Source organism: Streptomyces spinosisporus (assembly GCF_022698145.1).
Taxonomy (GTDB): Bacteria; Actinomycetota; Actinomycetes; order Streptomycetales; family Streptomycetaceae; genus Streptomyces; species Streptomyces spinosisporus.
On sequence record NZ_JALDAX010000007.1, the window covers coordinates 391057 to 407406 of the forward strand.

The window sequence follows — 16350 nt, forward strand, 5'->3', positions numbered from 1 at the left end:
GCGAAAATGTGCAGGACCGCAAGGGCACAGGTCCCGGGCGGCCCCTCCCCGCAGGGAGCGGACCGCCCGGAGCCGTGGGCCAGCGGTCGCGGTCAGAGGCAGAGCGTGACGCTCGCCGCGCTGACACAGGAGAGCAGGCTGAGCGAGCTTTCGCCGCCACCGCCGCCCATCTGCTCGTCGGAGTCCATCGTCTGCAGGTCGAGAAGTGCCATGAAATCGTCCTTCCTTGTGTGTCCATCCGTGGGGACGGGGTTGGTTCACGACTCCGTCAGATCGCGGAGCCGAGTCGTGGGGACCGCCCGAGCGGCGGCAGGAACGGCAGGTGGGCGTCGCCCGAGCGGGCCGCGTCGAGCGCGAGCAGACAGCCCGCGGTTCCGGTGGCGAGGTCCATGGACAGCCGCATCATCTGGTGGCCGGGAAAGGCCAGTTGGCCCTCGTACGCCATCGCGTACCAGCCGAGGCCGTCGATCTGCTCGGCCAACCGCCGGTCCGTCGCGGCCGGTTGAGTGGTGCGGCCGAGGTGCAGGATCATCCCGGCGCGGCCCTGGAAGAGGCCGGGCTGTGCGTAGAAGCGGGAGGTGGCGGCGGTGAGGATGCCGGCCCGCGCCGTGTCGAACTCCGCGTCGTCCGCGTGCGCGGCGAAGTCGTCGAGGACCATGCCCACGCCCACACTGCCGTCGCCGAGGTACGGCATGGTCCGCCAGCCTTCGTCGACCTCCAGGCCGCCGCTCTTCTGGACGACGCAGCACTCCAGATCCCGGCTCAACGCCTCGCGCGCCGCCGCCAACAGCCGTTCCCCACCGGTCCGTTCGTACTGCCGCAGCAGGAACAGCGCGGGCCCGGTCGCGCCCCGCAGCAGCCCGGCCCGCCGACGGCGCGGCTCGGGGCGCGGCTCGGCAAGGCGCCGTACGAGAAGGTCCGCCGCCTCCTCGGCCCGCTCGCGCAGCTCCGACTCGCCTGTGCTGTCCGCGAGTTCACCGAGGACCAGGCCGAGTCCGGCCAGTCCGCCCCGCAGGTCCCAGGAGAGGTTCTGCCACCTCTCGGCGAGGATGGTCCCGACCAGGTCGAGGGCCCGCTGCCGGTGGCCGAGCCGGTCCAGGACATGGGCCACGCCCGCGAGTCCGTCGTACAGCCCGAGCGGGGTGCCGGCCGGCGGCGGGTCCGTGCGGTCCAGGAGCCAGCGCTCGCCCTCCTCGTACCGCTCGGCTCCGGTCCCGGCCAGCGCGTACAGCACCCCGGCCGCGCCATGGGCGAGCCCGAGCCCGCCGCCGTCCTCGAACTGGGCGATGTCGCCCGGGAAGAGCCGGTCCTCGCGCTCGGGGGTGGCGGAGGCGAGGATCGCCCTGACCATCGAGTCGCGGCTGCGGGGCCAGTCGGAGGGCCGCACGAACGCGGGGGCACCCACCCCTGCGTCCCGGGTGATCTCCGCGACCGCCTCGTCCAGGAACTCCCGTGGTACGTCCGGGAATTGCTCCGCGATCACCTCGGCCAGATGCGCCGCCTTGCCCCGGTCGACCACGAACAGGGTGGTGACGGGCAGGAACAGCGCGAGCCGTAAGCAGGCCAGGGCATAGCGGTCGACGTCGGTGCCGGTCCGGTCGGGCGGTGCGAAGAAGCCCGGGTGGGCGACGACTTGGCGGCCGTTCTCCGCGGCGGGCGCCGCCGCCTCGAAGTCGATCAGGAACACGGACTCGTCGTCCGGCGCGACCATGATGTTGAAGACGTGCAGGTCGTTGAAGACGAGCCCGCGCTCGTGCAGCGCCTGCACCGCGCGCTCCACCGCCCCGTGGATGCGCACCGCCCACGCCGTGTAGCGCGCGATGGCGTCCGGGTCCGGGTCCGGCGTGAGCAGCGGATGACGCTCGGCGAACATCGAGTTGAGCGGGCGCCCCTCGACGAAGTCCATCACCAGGAACCGGTGGTCGCCGAGGGTGAACCAGTCCCGCACCTCCGGCACCACACCCGTGCCCGCCACCCGCTCCAGAGCCTCCTTCTCGCGCCGCAGCCGGGTGATCGCGTCCGCCCCGTCGGCGGCCAGCCCCGCATGCGGCCGCCCCTCCTTCAGCACGACCCGGCTGCCGTCCCGGGTGTCGGTGCCGGCGTACACACCGCCGCCGTTGGAGAAGTGCAGTGCCTTCTCGATGCGGTACGGCAGCTCGCCCACCGTCGTGGTGTTGCGGGCCGCGAGATGCGGTGCGAGGAACGCGGGCAGTGTCACCCACTCCGGCACCTGGAAGGACGGCGCCCGCCGGTCCGGCACCAGCCGGCCCTCGCCGTCGCGCACCGCCGGCACGAGCGAGCCCCGCTCGTCGACGGTGAAGGTCCGCGCGAAGGCGCCGTAGCGGACATAGAGGGGACCGTCGTACCAGCGCAGATCGGTGAGGATGTACGGCCCCTCGCAGCCCTCCAGCAGCCGGCCCAGTTCGCGCATCACCCGGTGCAGCTGCTCCTCGTCGGCCGGGTAGACGGTGACGAACTTGCCGCTGGTGTCGCGGCCGGCGTACTTGGTGTTGCGCAGATGCAGCAGGTGCGGGGCGGGCACGAACTTGAACGGGATCCGGCGCGGCACGCAGTAGTCCCACACGGTCGCGGCGACCCGCTCCGCGTCGGCCCGCGTGGCCGAGGCGTGGATCTTCCACCCCTGGGCGGGGCCCGGCAGCGGTGTGCCGTCGGCGCCGAGCGGCGTCAGCGCCAGCCAGTCGCCGATCCGCCCCGACGCCCAGCCCTCCGGCACCCGGCGGCGGGCGGTCTCGAACGAGCGCTCCTCCTGCCGCCCGCCCGCGACGAGCCGGTCCGGTGTCTCGTAGAAGTGTCTGTCAGCGAGCGCGTACACCTCGTAGCGCTTGTCCATGCGTCCCCCTCCGTGGCCCGGCTCCGACCTTTCCAGCCGGGCCACGGCGACGGACAGTCACGGCTGTCACGAGAACACCGTGCGATACGCATGCGTCAAGACATGTTCGGCGCGTTTCGAGTGGACGGTTTGCGGCGCCCGCCACGGAATGCGCACAGGGGCTGCGCAGGCGGCCCATACGCGCTGTAATTGCGGACGTGGTCAGTGAGGGTGCTGAGGGTCGCAGAAGCGGAGCGCTGCGTGCCGAAGGTGCCCTGAAAGCGCTCACGTCCGGTCCCTCCTCACCCGATCGGGTGCGCCGCGTCCTGGAACAGGCCCTCGTCTTCGCCGGAGCGGCCTTCGTCGCGGTGTACGCGCTGGGGGAGGACCGTGACCTGCTGTGCCTGGCCGAGTCGGCGGGCGTCCCGAGGACGATGTTCGGCCTGCGCGAGGCCTACGCCCGCTCCGGCTGCTCCCCGGTGGCCGAGAGTCATCGGTCCGGAAGCCAGGTCTGGCTCGGCCCGGAGGATCCGGCCGAGGACGGCGAGGAGCGCCGCGAGCAGGTGCGGGACTTCTTTCTCGCGGTGCTGCCGTTGCCCGCCGACGACAAGAGCGGCGGCTGTCTGCTGGCCGTCAGCGAACGGCCCGACGGCTTCGACACCGAGGACCGCAAGTGCCTGGAGCTGATCGCCGACGCGGTCGGCGGCCCCGTCCGGGTCGGATCGCCGGAGCGCGGTGAGCTGCCCGCCGACGCGTTCAGCCTCGCCATGGACAGCGGCCGCATCGCGGTCGGCGACGACATCCTGGAGCTGTTCGCCCTCGACCGCGCCGAGTTCGACGGCAAGGTGGAGACCCTGCTCGGCCTGACCGTGCCGGAGGACCTGCCCGCGCTGATGTCCGTCGTCGAGGCCGACCACATGTCCCTCGGCGACCGCGAGCTGGAGTTCCGGGTGCTGCAGCCCTCCGGCCCGCCGAAGTGGCTGCGGCTGCGCGGACGCCTGCAGTCCGGCGGCGAGGGCCGGTCCGCCCGGCTGGAGGGCACGGTCGCCGACGCCTCCACGCTGCGCTCCGACGTCACCGACGTGGCCCGCGTCCAGCGCCTCGCCGCGAAGCTCGCCACCGCCGGTACCGTCCGCGACGTCAGCCAGGCCGTGGTCTCCGCCCTGCGCCGCCCGCTGCAGGCCGACCGGATCGCGCTCGCCGAGCTGGAGGGCGACCGGCTCGTCGTCACGGTCCTCGACCCGCCCGAACCGGAGGCCTGGCCCGAGCTGTGGCGCCTGGAGTGGCGCTCCGAGTGGCCCGACGCCCCCGTGCGCGCCATGCCCACCCTCGCCGCCGCCCTGAGCGAGGGCCGCGCCCACATCTGGCCCGCCGGCACCGCCCTGGAACCCGCCCTGGCCGATGTCGGCCCCGGCGGCCTCGCCGTCCTGCCGCTGCCCGCCGGCAACCGCATGGCCGGCGCCTGTCTGATCGGCTGGGACACCCCGCACGACTTCGGCCCCGACGAACGCGCCCTGCTCACCGCCTCGGCGGGCCTCGCGGGCCAGGCCCTGATGCGCGCCCAGGCCTTCGACGCCGAGCACGAACTAGTCGGCATGCTCCAGCGCCAGCTGCTGCCGCGCCGCCTGCCCGAACTGCCCGGCGCGGTCGCCGTCGCCCGCTATCTGCCCACCACCGCCGGTCTGGAGGTCGGCGGCGACTGGTACGACGTGATCCCGCTGCCCGACAACCACGTCGCCCTCGTCATCGGCGACGTCCAGGGCCACAGCGCGGCCGCCGCCACCCTCATGGGCCAGATGCGCACCGCTCTGCGCGCCTACGCCGTGGAGGGACACCCGCCGGACGTGGTCGTCTCGCACGCCAACCGGCTGCTGATGGACATGGAGACCGACCTCTTCGCCACCTGCTGCTATGTCGACGTCGACATGGAGGAGGGCTCCGCCTGGTACGTCCGTGCCGGACATCTGCCGCCGGTGCTGCGCCACCCGGACGGCGGCACGACCGTCCCCGAGGCGGAGGGCGGACCGCCGCTCGGTGTGGTGGCGCAGGCCGACTTCCCGATGAGCGTGCTGCGGCTGCAGCCCGGCACGGTGGTCGCGCTGACCACGGACGGACTGGTGGAGTCCGCCGAGGCGGACATCGACGACGGGATCGACCGCCTGGCCCACGAACTGTCGCTGTCCGACCCCGCCCACCTCGGCCTGGTCGCCGACGCGCTCCTCGGCAACGCCCAGCGCAGCGACGACGTCGCCCTCCTCCTGCTGCGCTACGACGGCATGACGCTGCGACCGCAGCGCGAGAGCTGGACGGTGTGGCGCGTCCCCGAGGCCGTCGGGCACACCCGCCGCTTCACCCGTCGCACCCTGCGGGCCTGGGGTGTGGGCCGGGACGACACGGACGCCGTGCTGCTGATCGTCTCCGAGCTCGCCACCAACGCCCTCGTGCACACCGACGGCCAGGTCCGCCTCGATCTCACGCTCCTCGACGACCGGGTGCGTGTCTCGGTCACGGACTCCTCGCCCCGCACGCCCGTGAAGCCGACCAGCATCGGCTGGGAGGCCACCGGAGGGCGGGGCATCCTGCTCGTCGAGGCGATGTCGGAGACCTGGGGGACCGTACCGGTCAGCGGCGGCAAACAGGTGTGGGCGGAGTACCCGATCGACCGGTCGTGACGGCTGCCGTCATGAGCGGCAGGAGATGTCCGGGCAGGCGGTGCTGACCGGACGTCAGACCCACCTGAGGCCGGCCCGACCCGAACGGTCCAGGACCGCCGCTCGGCGGCCGACCCGGCGCAGTACGGTCGTAACCAGGAAGCCACCATACAAACAGTCGCTTTATGGTGATCGACGCTAGGGTGAAGCAGATGAAGGCTCTCGTGCTGTCCGGCGGCGCCGGTACCCGATTGAGGCCGATCACGCACACATCGGCCAAACAGCTCGTGCCCGTGGCCAACAAGGCCGTGCTCTTCTACGGCCTCGAATCCATCGCCGAGGCGGGCATCACCGACGTCGGCGTCATCGTCGGGGACACCGCCGCCGAGATCCAGGAAGCCGTCGGCGACGGATCCAAGTTCGGTCTGGAGATCACCTACATCCCCCAGGAGCGGCCCCTCGGGCTGGCCCACGCGGTACTGATCGCGCGGGACTGGCTCGGCGACGACGACTTCGTGATGTACCTGGGCGACAACTTCATCGTCGGCGGCATCTCGGCCCTCGTGGACGAGTTCCGCCGCAACCGCCCCGACGCCCAGATCCTGCTCACCAAGGTGGCCGACCCGCGGGCGTTCGGAGTCGCCGAACTCGACGCCACGGGCCAGGTCGTCGGCCTGGAGGAGAAGCCGAAGGAACCCAAGAGCGACCTCGCCCTGGTCGGCGTCTACATGTTCACGCCCCTCATCCACGACGCCGTGCGCGAGATCCGGCCGTCCTGGCGCGGCGAGCTGGAGATCACCCACGCCATCCAGCACCTGATCGACAAGCGGGCCGACGTGCGCTGCACCGTGATCGAGGGGTACTGGAAGGACACCGGCAACGTCGTCGACATGCTGGAGGTCAACCGCACGGTCCTGGAAGGCCTCGACCAGCGCATCGACGGCGAGGTGGACGAGGACTCCGAGACGATCGGGCGCGTGGTCGTCGAGGAGGGCGCACGGATCGTGCGCTCACGCATCGTCGGCCCGGCCGTGATCGGCGCGGACACCGTCGTCGAGGACTCCTACGTCGGCCCCTTCACCTCCGTCGCGGAGAACTGCCGTATCACCGACAGCGAGGTGGAGTTCTCCATCGTGCTGCGCGACTCCTCGATCCACGGCGTGGGACGGATCGAGAACTCCCTGATCGGCCGGCACGCCGAAGTGACGCCGGCCCCCAATGTCCCCAGTGCCCACCGACTGGTCCTCGGCGATCACAGCAAGGTGCAGATCCACACATGAACCTTCTCGTCACCGGCGCGGCCGGCTTCATCGGCTCCTGCTACGTCCGCACCCTGCTGGCCCCCGGCGCGTCCGACGGGCTGCGCATCACGGTGCTGGACAAGCTCACCTACGCCGGCAACCTCACCAACCTCGATCTCGACGACCCCCGCCTGCAGTTCGTGCAGGGCGACATCCGCGACGCGGACCTGGTCGACAAGCTGATGGCCGACGCCGACCAGGTGGTGCACTTCGCGGCCGAGTCCCATGTGGACCGCTCGATCGCCGGCGCCACCGACTTCGTCCTGACCAACGTGGTGGGCACCCAGGTGCTGCTGGACGCCGCCCTGCGCCACCGGGTGGGCCCCTTCGTGCACATCTCCACCGACGAGGTCTACGGCTCCATCCCGTCCGGGTCCTGGCCCGAGGAGCACCCGCTGGCCCCCAACTCCCCCTACTCCGCCTCCAAGGCCTCCTCCGACCTGCTCGCCCTGGCCTACCACCGCACCCACGGCCTGGACGTGCGCGTCACCCGCTGCTCCAACAACTACGGCCCCCACCAATACCCGGAGAAGGTCATCCCGCTGTTCGTCACCAACCTCCTCGACGGCAAGACGGTGCCGCTGTACGGCGAGGGCCTGAACGTGCGGGACTGGCTGCACGTGGAGGACCACTGCCACGGCATCGACCTGGTACGCAGCAAGGGCCGGCCGGGCGAGGTGTACAACATCGGCGGCGGCACCGAGCTGTCCAACAAGGAGCTGACCGGGCTGCTGCTCGAGGCGTGCGGGGCGGGCTGGGATCGGGTGGAGTACGTCGCCGACCGCAAGGGCCACGATCTGCGCTACTCGGTCGACTGGAGCAAGGCCCGCGACGAGCTGGGCTACCGCCCCCGCCACGACTTCACCACCGGCCTTGCCGAGACGGTCGATTGGTACCGCGAGAACCGAGCCTGGTGGCAACCGTTGAAGGAGCGGTCGGCATGAGGTGGCTGGTGACCGGCGCCGGCGGCATGCTCGGCCGGGACACGGTCGAGGAGCTGACCCGGCGCGGCGAGGATGTGACGGGCCTGGACCACGCGGCCCTCGACATCACCCAACAGGACGCCGTCGAGGGCGCGTTGGCCGAGCACCGGCCCGACCTGGTGGTCAACTGCGCGGCGTACACCGCTGTCGACGACGCCGAGAGCGACGAGGAGCGGGCCCTGCGCATCAACGGTGACGGGCCCGGCCACCTCGCCCGCGCCTGTGCGACGCACGGCGCCCGCATGATCCACATCTCCACCGACTACGTCTTCGCGGGCGACGCCCGCACCCCGTATCCGGAGGACCATCCCACCGCCCCACGCACCGCCTACGGCCGCACCAAACTCGCCGGGGAACAGGCCGTCGCGAAGGAACTCCCCACATCGAGCGCAATCGTGCGAACCGCTTGGCTCTACGGGGTCCACGGGCGTAGTTTCGTCCGCACGATGATCGACCTGGAGTCCCGCCGCGACACCCTCGACGTCGTCCACGACCAGCGCGGGCAGCCCACCTGGAGCGCGGACGTCGCCGCACGGCTGGCCGACCTGGGCCCGCACCTGGGCCGCGGTGCGAGCGGTGTCTTCCACGCCACCGGCTCCGGCGAGGCCAGCTGGTACGAACTGGCCCGCGAGGTCTTCAGCGGCCTGGGCGCCGATCCCGCCCGGGTACGGCCCGTCGGCAGCGAGGCCTTTCCCCGGCCCGCTCCCCGTCCCGCGTACAGCGCCCTGGCCCACGGCCGCTGGCAGGAACTCGGCCTGCCGCCCCTGCGCGACTGGCAGTCCGCCCTGCGCGATGCCCTTCCCCTGATCCGCAAGGAGTCCCTTCGTGAAACGCCATGAGTTCCTGCGGGAACTGCACAAGGCCACCGCCAACCGCAACTACCTGGAGATCGGCGTCAACGACGGCCGCTCCCTGAAGCTGTCGCGGGTTCCCAGCATCGCGGTCGACCCCGCGTTCAAGGTGGTCACGGAGATCAAGTGCGACGTCCACCTGGTGAAGGCCACCAGTGACGACTTCTTCGCCCGCGACAACCCCCTGCAGCATCTGCGCGGCGGCCGGCACCCCGTGCGCAATCTGCGGCGGGGCCGCGCCCCCTTCGGATACTGGCGGCGTACCACGCTGGACCTGGCGTTCATCGACGGCATGCACCTCTTCGAGTACGCACTGCGGGACTTCATCAACATCGAGAAGCACGCCGACTGGTCCAGCGTGATCGTCTTCGACGACATGCTGCCGCGCAGCATCGACGAGGCGGCCCGCGACCGGCACACCACGGCCTGGACCGGCGACGTCTACAAGGTCATCGAGATCCTGGGCCGCTACCGCCCCGACCTGGTGACCGTCCTCGTCGACACCCAGCCCACCGGCCAGCTGGTCGTCTTCGGCGCGGACCACAAGAACACCGTGCTCAAGGACAAGTACGACGAGATCATGGCCGAGTTCGACGTGCCCGACCCGCAGAAGGTGCCCGAGGCGGTCCTGGAGCGGGTCAAGGCGGTCAAGCCGGAGACGCTGATGGGAGCCGACTTCTGGCGGCCCCTGGTGCGCGCCCGCAACCGCGGCCTGAGCCGAGCCCGCGGCTGGAAGGCGCTGAGCTCGGCCCTGGAGCCGTTCGCGGTCAGTCGCTGACCTCGCCGCGCAACTTCTCGTAGTAGGCGGTGCAGTCCGCGTACGACGGCAGCAGTCCGTCCCGCTGCGCCTCGGCCAGGGTCGGGGCCTCGGCGTCCTTCGGGGACAGCAGCGGGCGGATGCCCTCGGGCCAGGTGATGCCGAGCTCCGGGTCCAGGGCGTGCACACAGTGCTCACGCTCCGGCGCGTAGCCCTCCGACGTCAGATACACCACGGTGGCGTCGTCGGTCAGGGCCATGAAGGCGTGCCCGAGCCCCTCGGCGATGAACAGCGCGTGCCGGGTGTCGTCGTCGAGGCGCACCGCCTCCCACTGCGCGAAGGTGGGCGAGTCGACGCGCAGATCCACCACCACGTCGAGGATCGCGCCCCGGATGCAGGTGACGTACTTGGCCTGTCCGGGCGGCACGTCGGCGAAGTGCACGCCGCGCACCACGCCCCACCGGGAGACCGAGCAGTTGGCCTGCTTCAGGGACAGGTCGTACCCGGTGGCCTCGCGGAACTCAGCCCCGCGGTACCACTCGTGGAAGCTGCCCCGCTCGTCCGGGAAGACCTTCGGTTCGAGGGCCCAGGCGCCCTCTATCCCCAGTGATCGCAATCTGTCACGCCTTTCCAGCTCTGGTCTTCGGAACATTGCGCCGGCCCAGCACTCCGGCGAGGGTCCGCCGCGCCTTGCGGGCCGCTCGCCGTAGCAGCGAGGGCCGCGGAGGCCGTGCCACCTTGACCGTGTGCGCGTCCGCACGAAGGGCCAGTGGCAGGGAGAGGAAGCGCCGCTCGGCGGCGTCGGGGGCCGCGCACAGGGCGGCCCGCCAGGTCGCGCCGCTCAGGTCGGCGACCGACAGGGCCGCTTCCAGTACGGCCCCGTCCCCGGCAGGGGAGAGCGTGCCCGGCACCTCGACCGATCTCTCGGACGAGGTGAGCCGCAGCAGCGCCGCCGTACCGGCCGGGACATGCAGCGGCAGCGGCGCGCGCAGCCGGTTGCCCGACACGTCCACAGACGAGGCGTCGAGGCGGCCGAGCCCCAGCCGTTTGCTCGCGCGGTCGACGTCCAGCGAGAGATTGCCGTGCTGGTCGGTCCAGTACGGCAGGACCACACGGCCGCCCACGACGGCGGCGGACAGGGCGGCCCTGGCCTTGCGCGGGCCCGGGCCGACGCGGGTCTCCTTGCTCCAACCGCCCACTCTGACGCGGGCGTAGGTGTCCCACAGACCGACGCGGAGGGGCGCGCCGTCCACCGCGGCGGCCGGGTCGACGGTGGCCGTGCCGCGCAGCACCAGCCGGACGCGGCCGCTGTCCTCGACCGGCACGATCTCCCGGGTGAGCTCGACCGGCTGGAAGTACTGGGCGGCGCTGGAGCGTTCGCGCACCACCAGGTCCAGGGTGGCCTGGCCGAACCGGGCGACGGTGTCGGCGCCCACCCAGGCGATCGCCTCGTCGACGTCCTTCGGCGGACCGTCCAGCGGGGTGGGGGAGGCACCGCCCGGGAACGTCAACGGCGCGCCGCCCGCGCTCAGTTCGACCGTGAAGTCGAAGCACAGCCTGCCGTCCCGCCACCGCAGCTCCCCGGGTGTGGCCGTGGCCTTGAGCCCGACCTCCCACTCGGCGAAGGCCACGACGTCGTCGTAGCGGTCCGCCCTGATCAGCGCCGCAACGACCTGCTGCGTGGGCTGCAGGCCGGGGGCGACACCGGGGCCGAAGCGCTCGGTGACGACCTGGTGGATCTCCTCGAACTGCTTGCGCCGGTAGTCGTCGGGTTTGGCGAGCAGACGCCGGCCGCGCATGCGCTCCACCATCTCCACCCGCAGCCAGCGCCGGTAGAGGCTGTCGCGCACCGGGCCCGGCTCGGTGTACCGCTCGACGACGTCCAGCGCCTCCCGCAGGTTCTTGAAGTACCCGATCGGGTCGAAGGGCTGGAAGCCCGCGTTGGAGGCGTCGTCCCGGCGGACGTGGTAGTAGCAGACGTAGTCCCCGATGACGGAGACGTTCGCCGCGCGCAGGAAGGCCTCCGTCACGAAGACATGGTCCTCGAGCCGCCTCCTGCCCTCGGGGAAGCGCAGGCCGATCTCGTCGAGGAAGGCCCGGCGGAACATCTTGTGCGGGGTGAGGCTGTCGATGAGCGGGGCGTCCGCGACGGAGGCGCGCGGCCGGTTGTGGCGGAACAGCTCCACCGGGACGTTGCGGCCCTGCCCGGCCATCTTGCCGATCACGACGTCGGCGCCGTTCGCCACGCCGTAGCCGTACATCCGCTCCAGGGCCTCGTCGCCGAGGTGGTCGTCGTTGTCGACGAACATGACGTACTCGCCGCTGGAGGCGGCGATGCCGACGTTGCGCGGCTTGCCCGACCAGCCGGAGTTCTCCTGGTGGATCACCCGGACCCGCGGCTCCTTCGCGGCGAGCGCGTCGAGGCGGGCCGGGGTCTGATCGGTGGAACCGTCGTCGACGAAGACGACCTCGTACTCGTCGGGTGGCAGGGACTGCCTGAGCAACGAGGAGATGCACTCCTCGATGTAGGGCCCCGGGTTGTAGACGGGGACGATGACGCTGACCTTGACCGGCATCGGGCTCCGGGCCCCCTCGGGTCGCTCGCCGTGGTGTGGGTGCGGGTTGGCCCGAGCCTATCTCCGACGGGCGCTTCGCCCCACTCCGGACCCTCCGTCAGACCCTGTGAAGGGGCCCGTCAGCCATGCGTCTTGGCCAGCAGCTCGAGAATCTCGGCCGTGGTGCCGCGCTCACCCAGGCGCGGGAAGATGCGCTCGATGCTGTTGTGGTGGGCGTCGGCGTTCATGTCGCTCATGGCGTCGGTGGCGAGCGTGACGTGGTAGCCGTGCTCGTGGGCGGCGCGGGCGGTGGACTCCACGCCGATGCTGGTGGCGATGCCCGTCAGCACGATCTGGGTGACACCGCGGCGGCGCAGCTGGACGTCCAGACCGGTGCCGTGGAAGGCACCCCAGTTGCGCTTGGTGATGGTGATGTCGCCGGGGTGGCCGGACAGTTCGTCGACGACGACGTCCCAGCCCTCGGGGCGGGTTCCGGCCGGGCCGGAGGCCTCGTTGCGGCCCGGGACGGCGTCCGCGCCGTCCTCGGCGAAGGAGACCCGGACCAGGACCACGGGCAGGTCACGGGCCCGGAATGCGTCGGCGAGCTGGGCCGTACGGCTGACCACCTCGGGTCCGGAGTACGGCTGGGTGGGTGCTCCGACGATGCCGTTCTGGAGGTCGATCACCACGAGGGCGGTGCGGGGGTCGAGGGCGGTGACGGTCATGGACCAGGCCTTTCAGGGGGGTGTTCAGGGGGTGCGCGTGTGCTCGGTGAACGGTCGGGCGCGGCGGCGGCCGGCAAGAGGGGGCGTCACTGCTGTGTGAGGCGCTCCAGCAGGGCCAGCCCCTGAAGGACCGTCTGCCGCTCGTCCTCGGTGAAGCGGTCCTGCAGGGCCCGGGCCAGCCACTCCTCGCGCGCCTGGCGGTCGCCCTCGACACGGCTCACGCCCGCGTCGGTCAGCGTCACGAGCTGACGGCGGCCGTCGTCGGGGTCGGGACTGCGCCGGATCAGACCGTGCCGGTCCAGGGCGGCGAGCGTGGTGGCCATCGACTGCGGCCGTACGCCCTCGGCCACCGCCAGCGCACTGGCCGTGGCGGCCCCGTGCTTGGCGACCAGGGTGAGGGCTGAGACCTGCGGAGGCGTGAGCTCGTCGCCCTGGGCGACCTCCCTGATGCGGCGGCGCAGCCTGCTGAGCACGACCCGCAGGTCGCGTGCCGCGCGGGCGGCGGAGTCGGAGACGCCCTCGGCCGGGTCGGTTGCCTTCCCGTTCATGCGTCCACCGTAGAACCGCACAGGGAAACTGTCCAGCTCAGGCTGAACAGTTTTACCTGTAGATCACCTTGAAGTCCCGCCAACTTGGCCTGTCACCAAGCATGTTGGATTACGGTGTCCACCGACAGGAACACGGCGGTCAGGGGAGCGGATCCTTATGCACGAGCATCCGACGGGCGGCATAGCGGCGGTGGACTCCACCGTGGCGCACCCGGCGCGCGTCTACAACGCCTGGCTGGGCGGCCGGGACAACTACCTCGCCGACCAGGAGGCGGCCGAACTGGCCGCCGCGGCCAATCCGCAGATCGTTCCGGCCGTCCGGGCCAACCGGGCCTTCCTCGGCCGTGCCGTGCGCGAGCTCGTCGAAAAGGCCGGCATCCGGCAGTTCCTCGACATCGGCACCGGCGTACCCGCCGCCGACAACACCCACGAGGTGGCCCAGCGGCTCGACCCCGGCGCCCGGGTGGTCTACGTCGACAACGACCCGGTCGTCCTGGCCCACGCCCGGGCGCTGCTCGTGGGTACCTCGGAAGGGGCGACGGACTATCTGCAGGCCGACGTCCGCGACATCGACCGGATCCTCACGGCGGCACAGGAGACGCTGGATCTGACACAGCCGGTGGGGCTCATGCTGGTCGCGATCATGCAGTACGTGCCCGACGCGGACGACCCCCACTCCCTCACCCGGCGCCTCGTCGACGCCCTCGCCCCCGGCAGCCACCTGGTGCTCTCCCACCCCGCCGCGGACATCGGGGCCGAGGCGGTCGCCGCGTCGATGCGGGTGTACAACGAACGGGCCGCCGACCACGCGGGCGCGACCCCGCGCACCCGCGACGAGGTCCAGCGCTTCTTCGACGGGACGGAACTCCTCGCCCCGGGCGTCGTCGAACTCCCCGACTGGCGCCCCGGCCCCGACGACACGCCCGCGCCCGGACTGCCCATGTGGTGCGGGGTCGGCCGCAAGCCCTGACCGCCGCGGAAGGTGTGTGCTGCCTACGCTGCTGTCGTGCGCCTTCTGCTGACGACCGACACCCATCTGCCCAAGCGTGCCAAGGAGCTGCCCGCCCGGCTGCTGGACGAACTCCCGCGCGCCGACGTGGTGTTCCACGCCGGGGACTGGGTCGACACCGACACCCTCGACCTGCTGGAGGCGCGCTCCAGCAGGCTCGTCGCCGTCTACGGCAACAACGACGGGCCGGCGCTGCGGGCCCGGCTGCCCGAGGTCGCATACGCCGAACTCGACGGGCTGCGCTTCGCCGTCGTGCACGAGACGGGCGCGGCCAAGGGGCGTGAGGAGCGCTGCGCCGCCCGCTTCCCCGACGCCGACGTGCTGGTCTTCGGGCACAGCCACATCCCGTGGGACACCACCGCGGCGAACGGTCTGCGGCTGCTCAACCCCGGCTCCCCGACCGACCGCCGCCGGCAGCCGCACTGCACGTACATGACCGCCACCGTGGCGAACGGCCTGCTCACGGACGTGCGGCTGCACCGGCTGCCCCCGCGGCGGCCGCCCGTTTCGGGGCAGCAGGGCAGGGCACCCGGCGACCGCGAGCGCACCTGATCGTCCCGGTGTGCGGCGGCGTTGTCAGACCCGCCTGTTACCAAGGACCCATGACTGGATCACCGGCAACGCTTCTGCGGCGCGCGGTGGGCCCGGCACGGCACGAGGGCTCACCGCGCACCGTCCTGCTCGTCATGTGCACGGGCTACTTCCTGGTGCTGCTCGACGTCACCGTCGTCAATGTCGCGCTGCCCGGCATCGGGGCGGACCTGGGCACCGACGTCGGGGGCCTGCAGTGGGTGGTGGACGGCTATGCGCTGGCGCTCGCCGCGCTGATGCTGACCAGCGGGACGGCCGGGGATCTGTACGGGCATCGCCGAGTGGTCCTGTGGGGCCTCGCCGTCTTCGGCGCGGGCTCCCTCGTCTGCGGACTCGCGCCCGGCGTCGGAGTGCTCGTCGCCGCCCGCGTGGTCCAGGGCGTGGGCGCGGCCCTGCTGCTGCCGGGCACGCTCGCCATCATCAGCCGCGCGTTCCCCGACGACGCCGGGCGGGCGCGGGCGATCGGCGTCTGGGCCGGGATCGGCAGCCTGGCCCTGCCCGCGGGCCCGCTGCTCGGCGGCGCACTGGTCGACGGCCTCGGCTGGCGGGCGATCTTCCTGGTGAACGTCCCGATCGTGCTGGTCGCCCTGGTGTGGGCCGCGGCGATCGTGCGGGAGAGCGGACGGGAGCGGGCCCGGCGTCTCGATGTACCCGGTGTGCTGCTCGCCGGCCTGCTGCTGTCGGCGACGACATACGCCTTCATCGAGGGCGGACGCGCCGGTGCCGGCGCACCCCAGGTGCTCGCCGCCGTGGCCCTGGCGGTGCTCGCGGTGCCCGCGCTGGCCGTCGTCGAACGGCGCCGCGGGGACGCCGCGATGCTCCCCGTCGCCCTGCTGCGCCGACCCGTCTTCGACGCGGCGAACGTGGTGGCCGGGATCATGAACCTGGGCACGCTCGGCACGCTGTTCGTGCTGATGCTGTTCCTGCAGTCGGTCCAGCACCGCTCCGCGCTGCTCGCGGGCGCCGTGGTGATCCCGCTGTTCGCCCCGCTCGCGGTCATCGCGCCCTTCGGAGGACGCATCACCAGCCGGATCGGGTCGCGCCTGCCGGCCGCCGCGGGCCTCCTGATGGCCGTGGTGGGACTGGCGCTCCTGGCCCTGGCCGCGCCGCACTCCTCGTATCTCGTCCTGCTGCCCGCGTTCCTGCTGTGGGGCACGGGCATGGGCTTCCTGACCCCGGCGGTGGTCGCCGCGGCCATCTCGTCCGTTCCCGCCGAGCGCGCGGGCCTCGCCTCCGCGATGAACAACACCGCACGTCAGACCGGCGGGGCGATAGGCATCGCGGTGGCGGGAGCGGTCGCCGGGCAGCCCTCGGGCGGAGCGCAGTTCATACGGGGATTCCACGCCGTCGCGCTGGGAGCCGCGGGCCTGTACGCGCTGGGCGCGGTGCTCGCGCTGGTCATGCTGCCGGGAGAGCTGTTCCCGGGCGGCGAGAGGTGATCCGAGCGGCGTGCCTCAGCATGGACCGGGCCGCTCCATGCGAACGGAAGCGGCCCGGGCGCTGCGAGTGTGCGCTGTCACGGACCTCCTTCCCGCAGAAGGTGCTGTGT

Annotated in this window: 14 protein-coding genes; 8 read left to right on the plus strand and 6 right to left on the minus strand. The window is 72.1% G+C overall.

Annotated features, from left to right (window positions below):
• Positions 1-92 precede the first annotated feature (92 nt).
• Entirely contained in the window at positions 93-212 is a 120-nt protein-coding gene (locus MQN93_RS21265; protein ID WP_242710799.1) for a SapB/AmfS family lanthipeptide, read from the minus strand.
• Between the two features lie 56 nt (positions 213-268).
• Positions 269-2851 (minus strand): class III lanthionine synthetase LanKC, encoded by a 2583-nt coding sequence (gene lanKC / locus MQN93_RS21270; protein ID WP_242710800.1) that lies wholly within the window; start codon positions 2849-2851, stop codon positions 269-271.
• A gap of 197 nt (positions 2852-3048) precedes the next feature.
• On the opposite strand from lanKC, the gene MQN93_RS21275 reads away from it, so the two are divergent.
• From MQN93_RS21275 to MQN93_RS21295, 5 genes are all read left to right on the plus strand, one after another.
• A complete protein-coding gene (locus MQN93_RS21275; RefSeq protein ID WP_242710801.1) occupies positions 3049-5502 on the plus strand; it encodes a SpoIIE family protein phosphatase in 2454 nt (817 codons plus the stop codon).
• Positions 5503-5693: 191 nt separating this feature from the next.
• Positions 5694-6761, plus strand: coding sequence for a glucose-1-phosphate thymidylyltransferase (locus MQN93_RS21280; protein WP_037780696.1), 1068 nt, complete (start codon positions 5694-5696; stop codon positions 6759-6761).
• Positions 6758-7726 (plus strand): dTDP-glucose 4,6-dehydratase, encoded by a 969-nt coding sequence (rfbB, locus tag MQN93_RS21285; protein ID WP_242710802.1) that lies wholly within the window; start codon positions 6758-6760, stop codon positions 7724-7726. Before MQN93_RS21280 ends, rfbB begins: the two co-directional genes overlap by 4 nt.
• Positions 7723-8604: a dTDP-4-dehydrorhamnose reductase gene (gene rfbD / locus MQN93_RS21290; RefSeq protein WP_242710803.1), complete on the plus strand. Its 882-nt coding sequence runs from the start codon at positions 7723-7725 to the stop codon at positions 8602-8604. Before rfbB ends, rfbD begins: the two co-directional genes overlap by 4 nt.
• Positions 8591-9394, plus strand: coding sequence for a class I SAM-dependent methyltransferase (locus MQN93_RS21295; protein WP_242710804.1), 804 nt, complete (start codon positions 8591-8593; stop codon positions 9392-9394). The genes rfbD and MQN93_RS21295 overlap by 14 nt, the downstream gene beginning before the upstream one ends.
• Here the strand turns inward: MQN93_RS21295 and rfbC are convergent.
• The 4 genes from rfbC to MQN93_RS21315 form a co-directional block, all read right to left on the minus strand.
• A complete protein-coding gene (rfbC, locus tag MQN93_RS21300) occupies positions 9384-9989 on the minus strand; it encodes a dTDP-4-dehydrorhamnose 3,5-epimerase (protein WP_242710805.1) in 606 nt (201 codons plus the stop codon). The two genes, MQN93_RS21295 and rfbC, sit on opposite strands and share 11 nt — an antisense overlap.
• A 4-nt stretch (positions 9990-9993) precedes the next feature.
• On the minus strand, positions 9994-11949 hold the full coding sequence (locus tag MQN93_RS21305; RefSeq protein WP_242710806.1) for a glycosyltransferase family 2 protein: 1956 nt from the start codon (positions 11947-11949) through the stop codon (positions 9994-9996).
• 119 nt (positions 11950-12068) lie between these two features.
• The gene (locus MQN93_RS21310; RefSeq protein WP_016430698.1) at positions 12069-12653 is read right to left on the minus strand and encodes a hydrolase; all 585 of its coding nucleotides are present in this window, start codon (positions 12651-12653) and stop codon (positions 12069-12071) included.
• A gap of 86 nt (positions 12654-12739) precedes the next feature.
• Positions 12740-13201 (minus strand): MarR family winged helix-turn-helix transcriptional regulator, encoded by a 462-nt coding sequence (locus MQN93_RS21315; RefSeq protein WP_037780694.1) that lies wholly within the window; start codon positions 13199-13201, stop codon positions 12740-12742.
• Between the two features lie 157 nt (positions 13202-13358).
• Here MQN93_RS21315 and MQN93_RS21320 point away from each other — a divergent pair, with 157 nt between their 5' ends.
• Genes MQN93_RS21320 through MQN93_RS21330 form a run of 3 tightly spaced genes read left to right on the plus strand, consistent with a single transcriptional unit; the run spans position 13359 to position 16240 of the window.
• Positions 13359-14171: an SAM-dependent methyltransferase gene (locus MQN93_RS21320; RefSeq protein ID WP_242710807.1), complete on the plus strand. Its 813-nt coding sequence runs from the start codon at positions 13359-13361 to the stop codon at positions 14169-14171.
• A 36-nt stretch (positions 14172-14207) separates the two neighbouring features.
• Positions 14208-14762: a metallophosphoesterase family protein gene (locus tag MQN93_RS21325; RefSeq protein ID WP_242710808.1), complete on the plus strand. Its 555-nt coding sequence runs from the start codon at positions 14208-14210 to the stop codon at positions 14760-14762.
• A gap of 50 nt (positions 14763-14812) precedes the next feature.
• A complete protein-coding gene (locus MQN93_RS21330) occupies positions 14813-16240 on the plus strand; it encodes an MFS transporter (protein WP_242710809.1) in 1428 nt (475 codons plus the stop codon).
• Positions 16241-16350 lie beyond the last annotated feature (110 nt).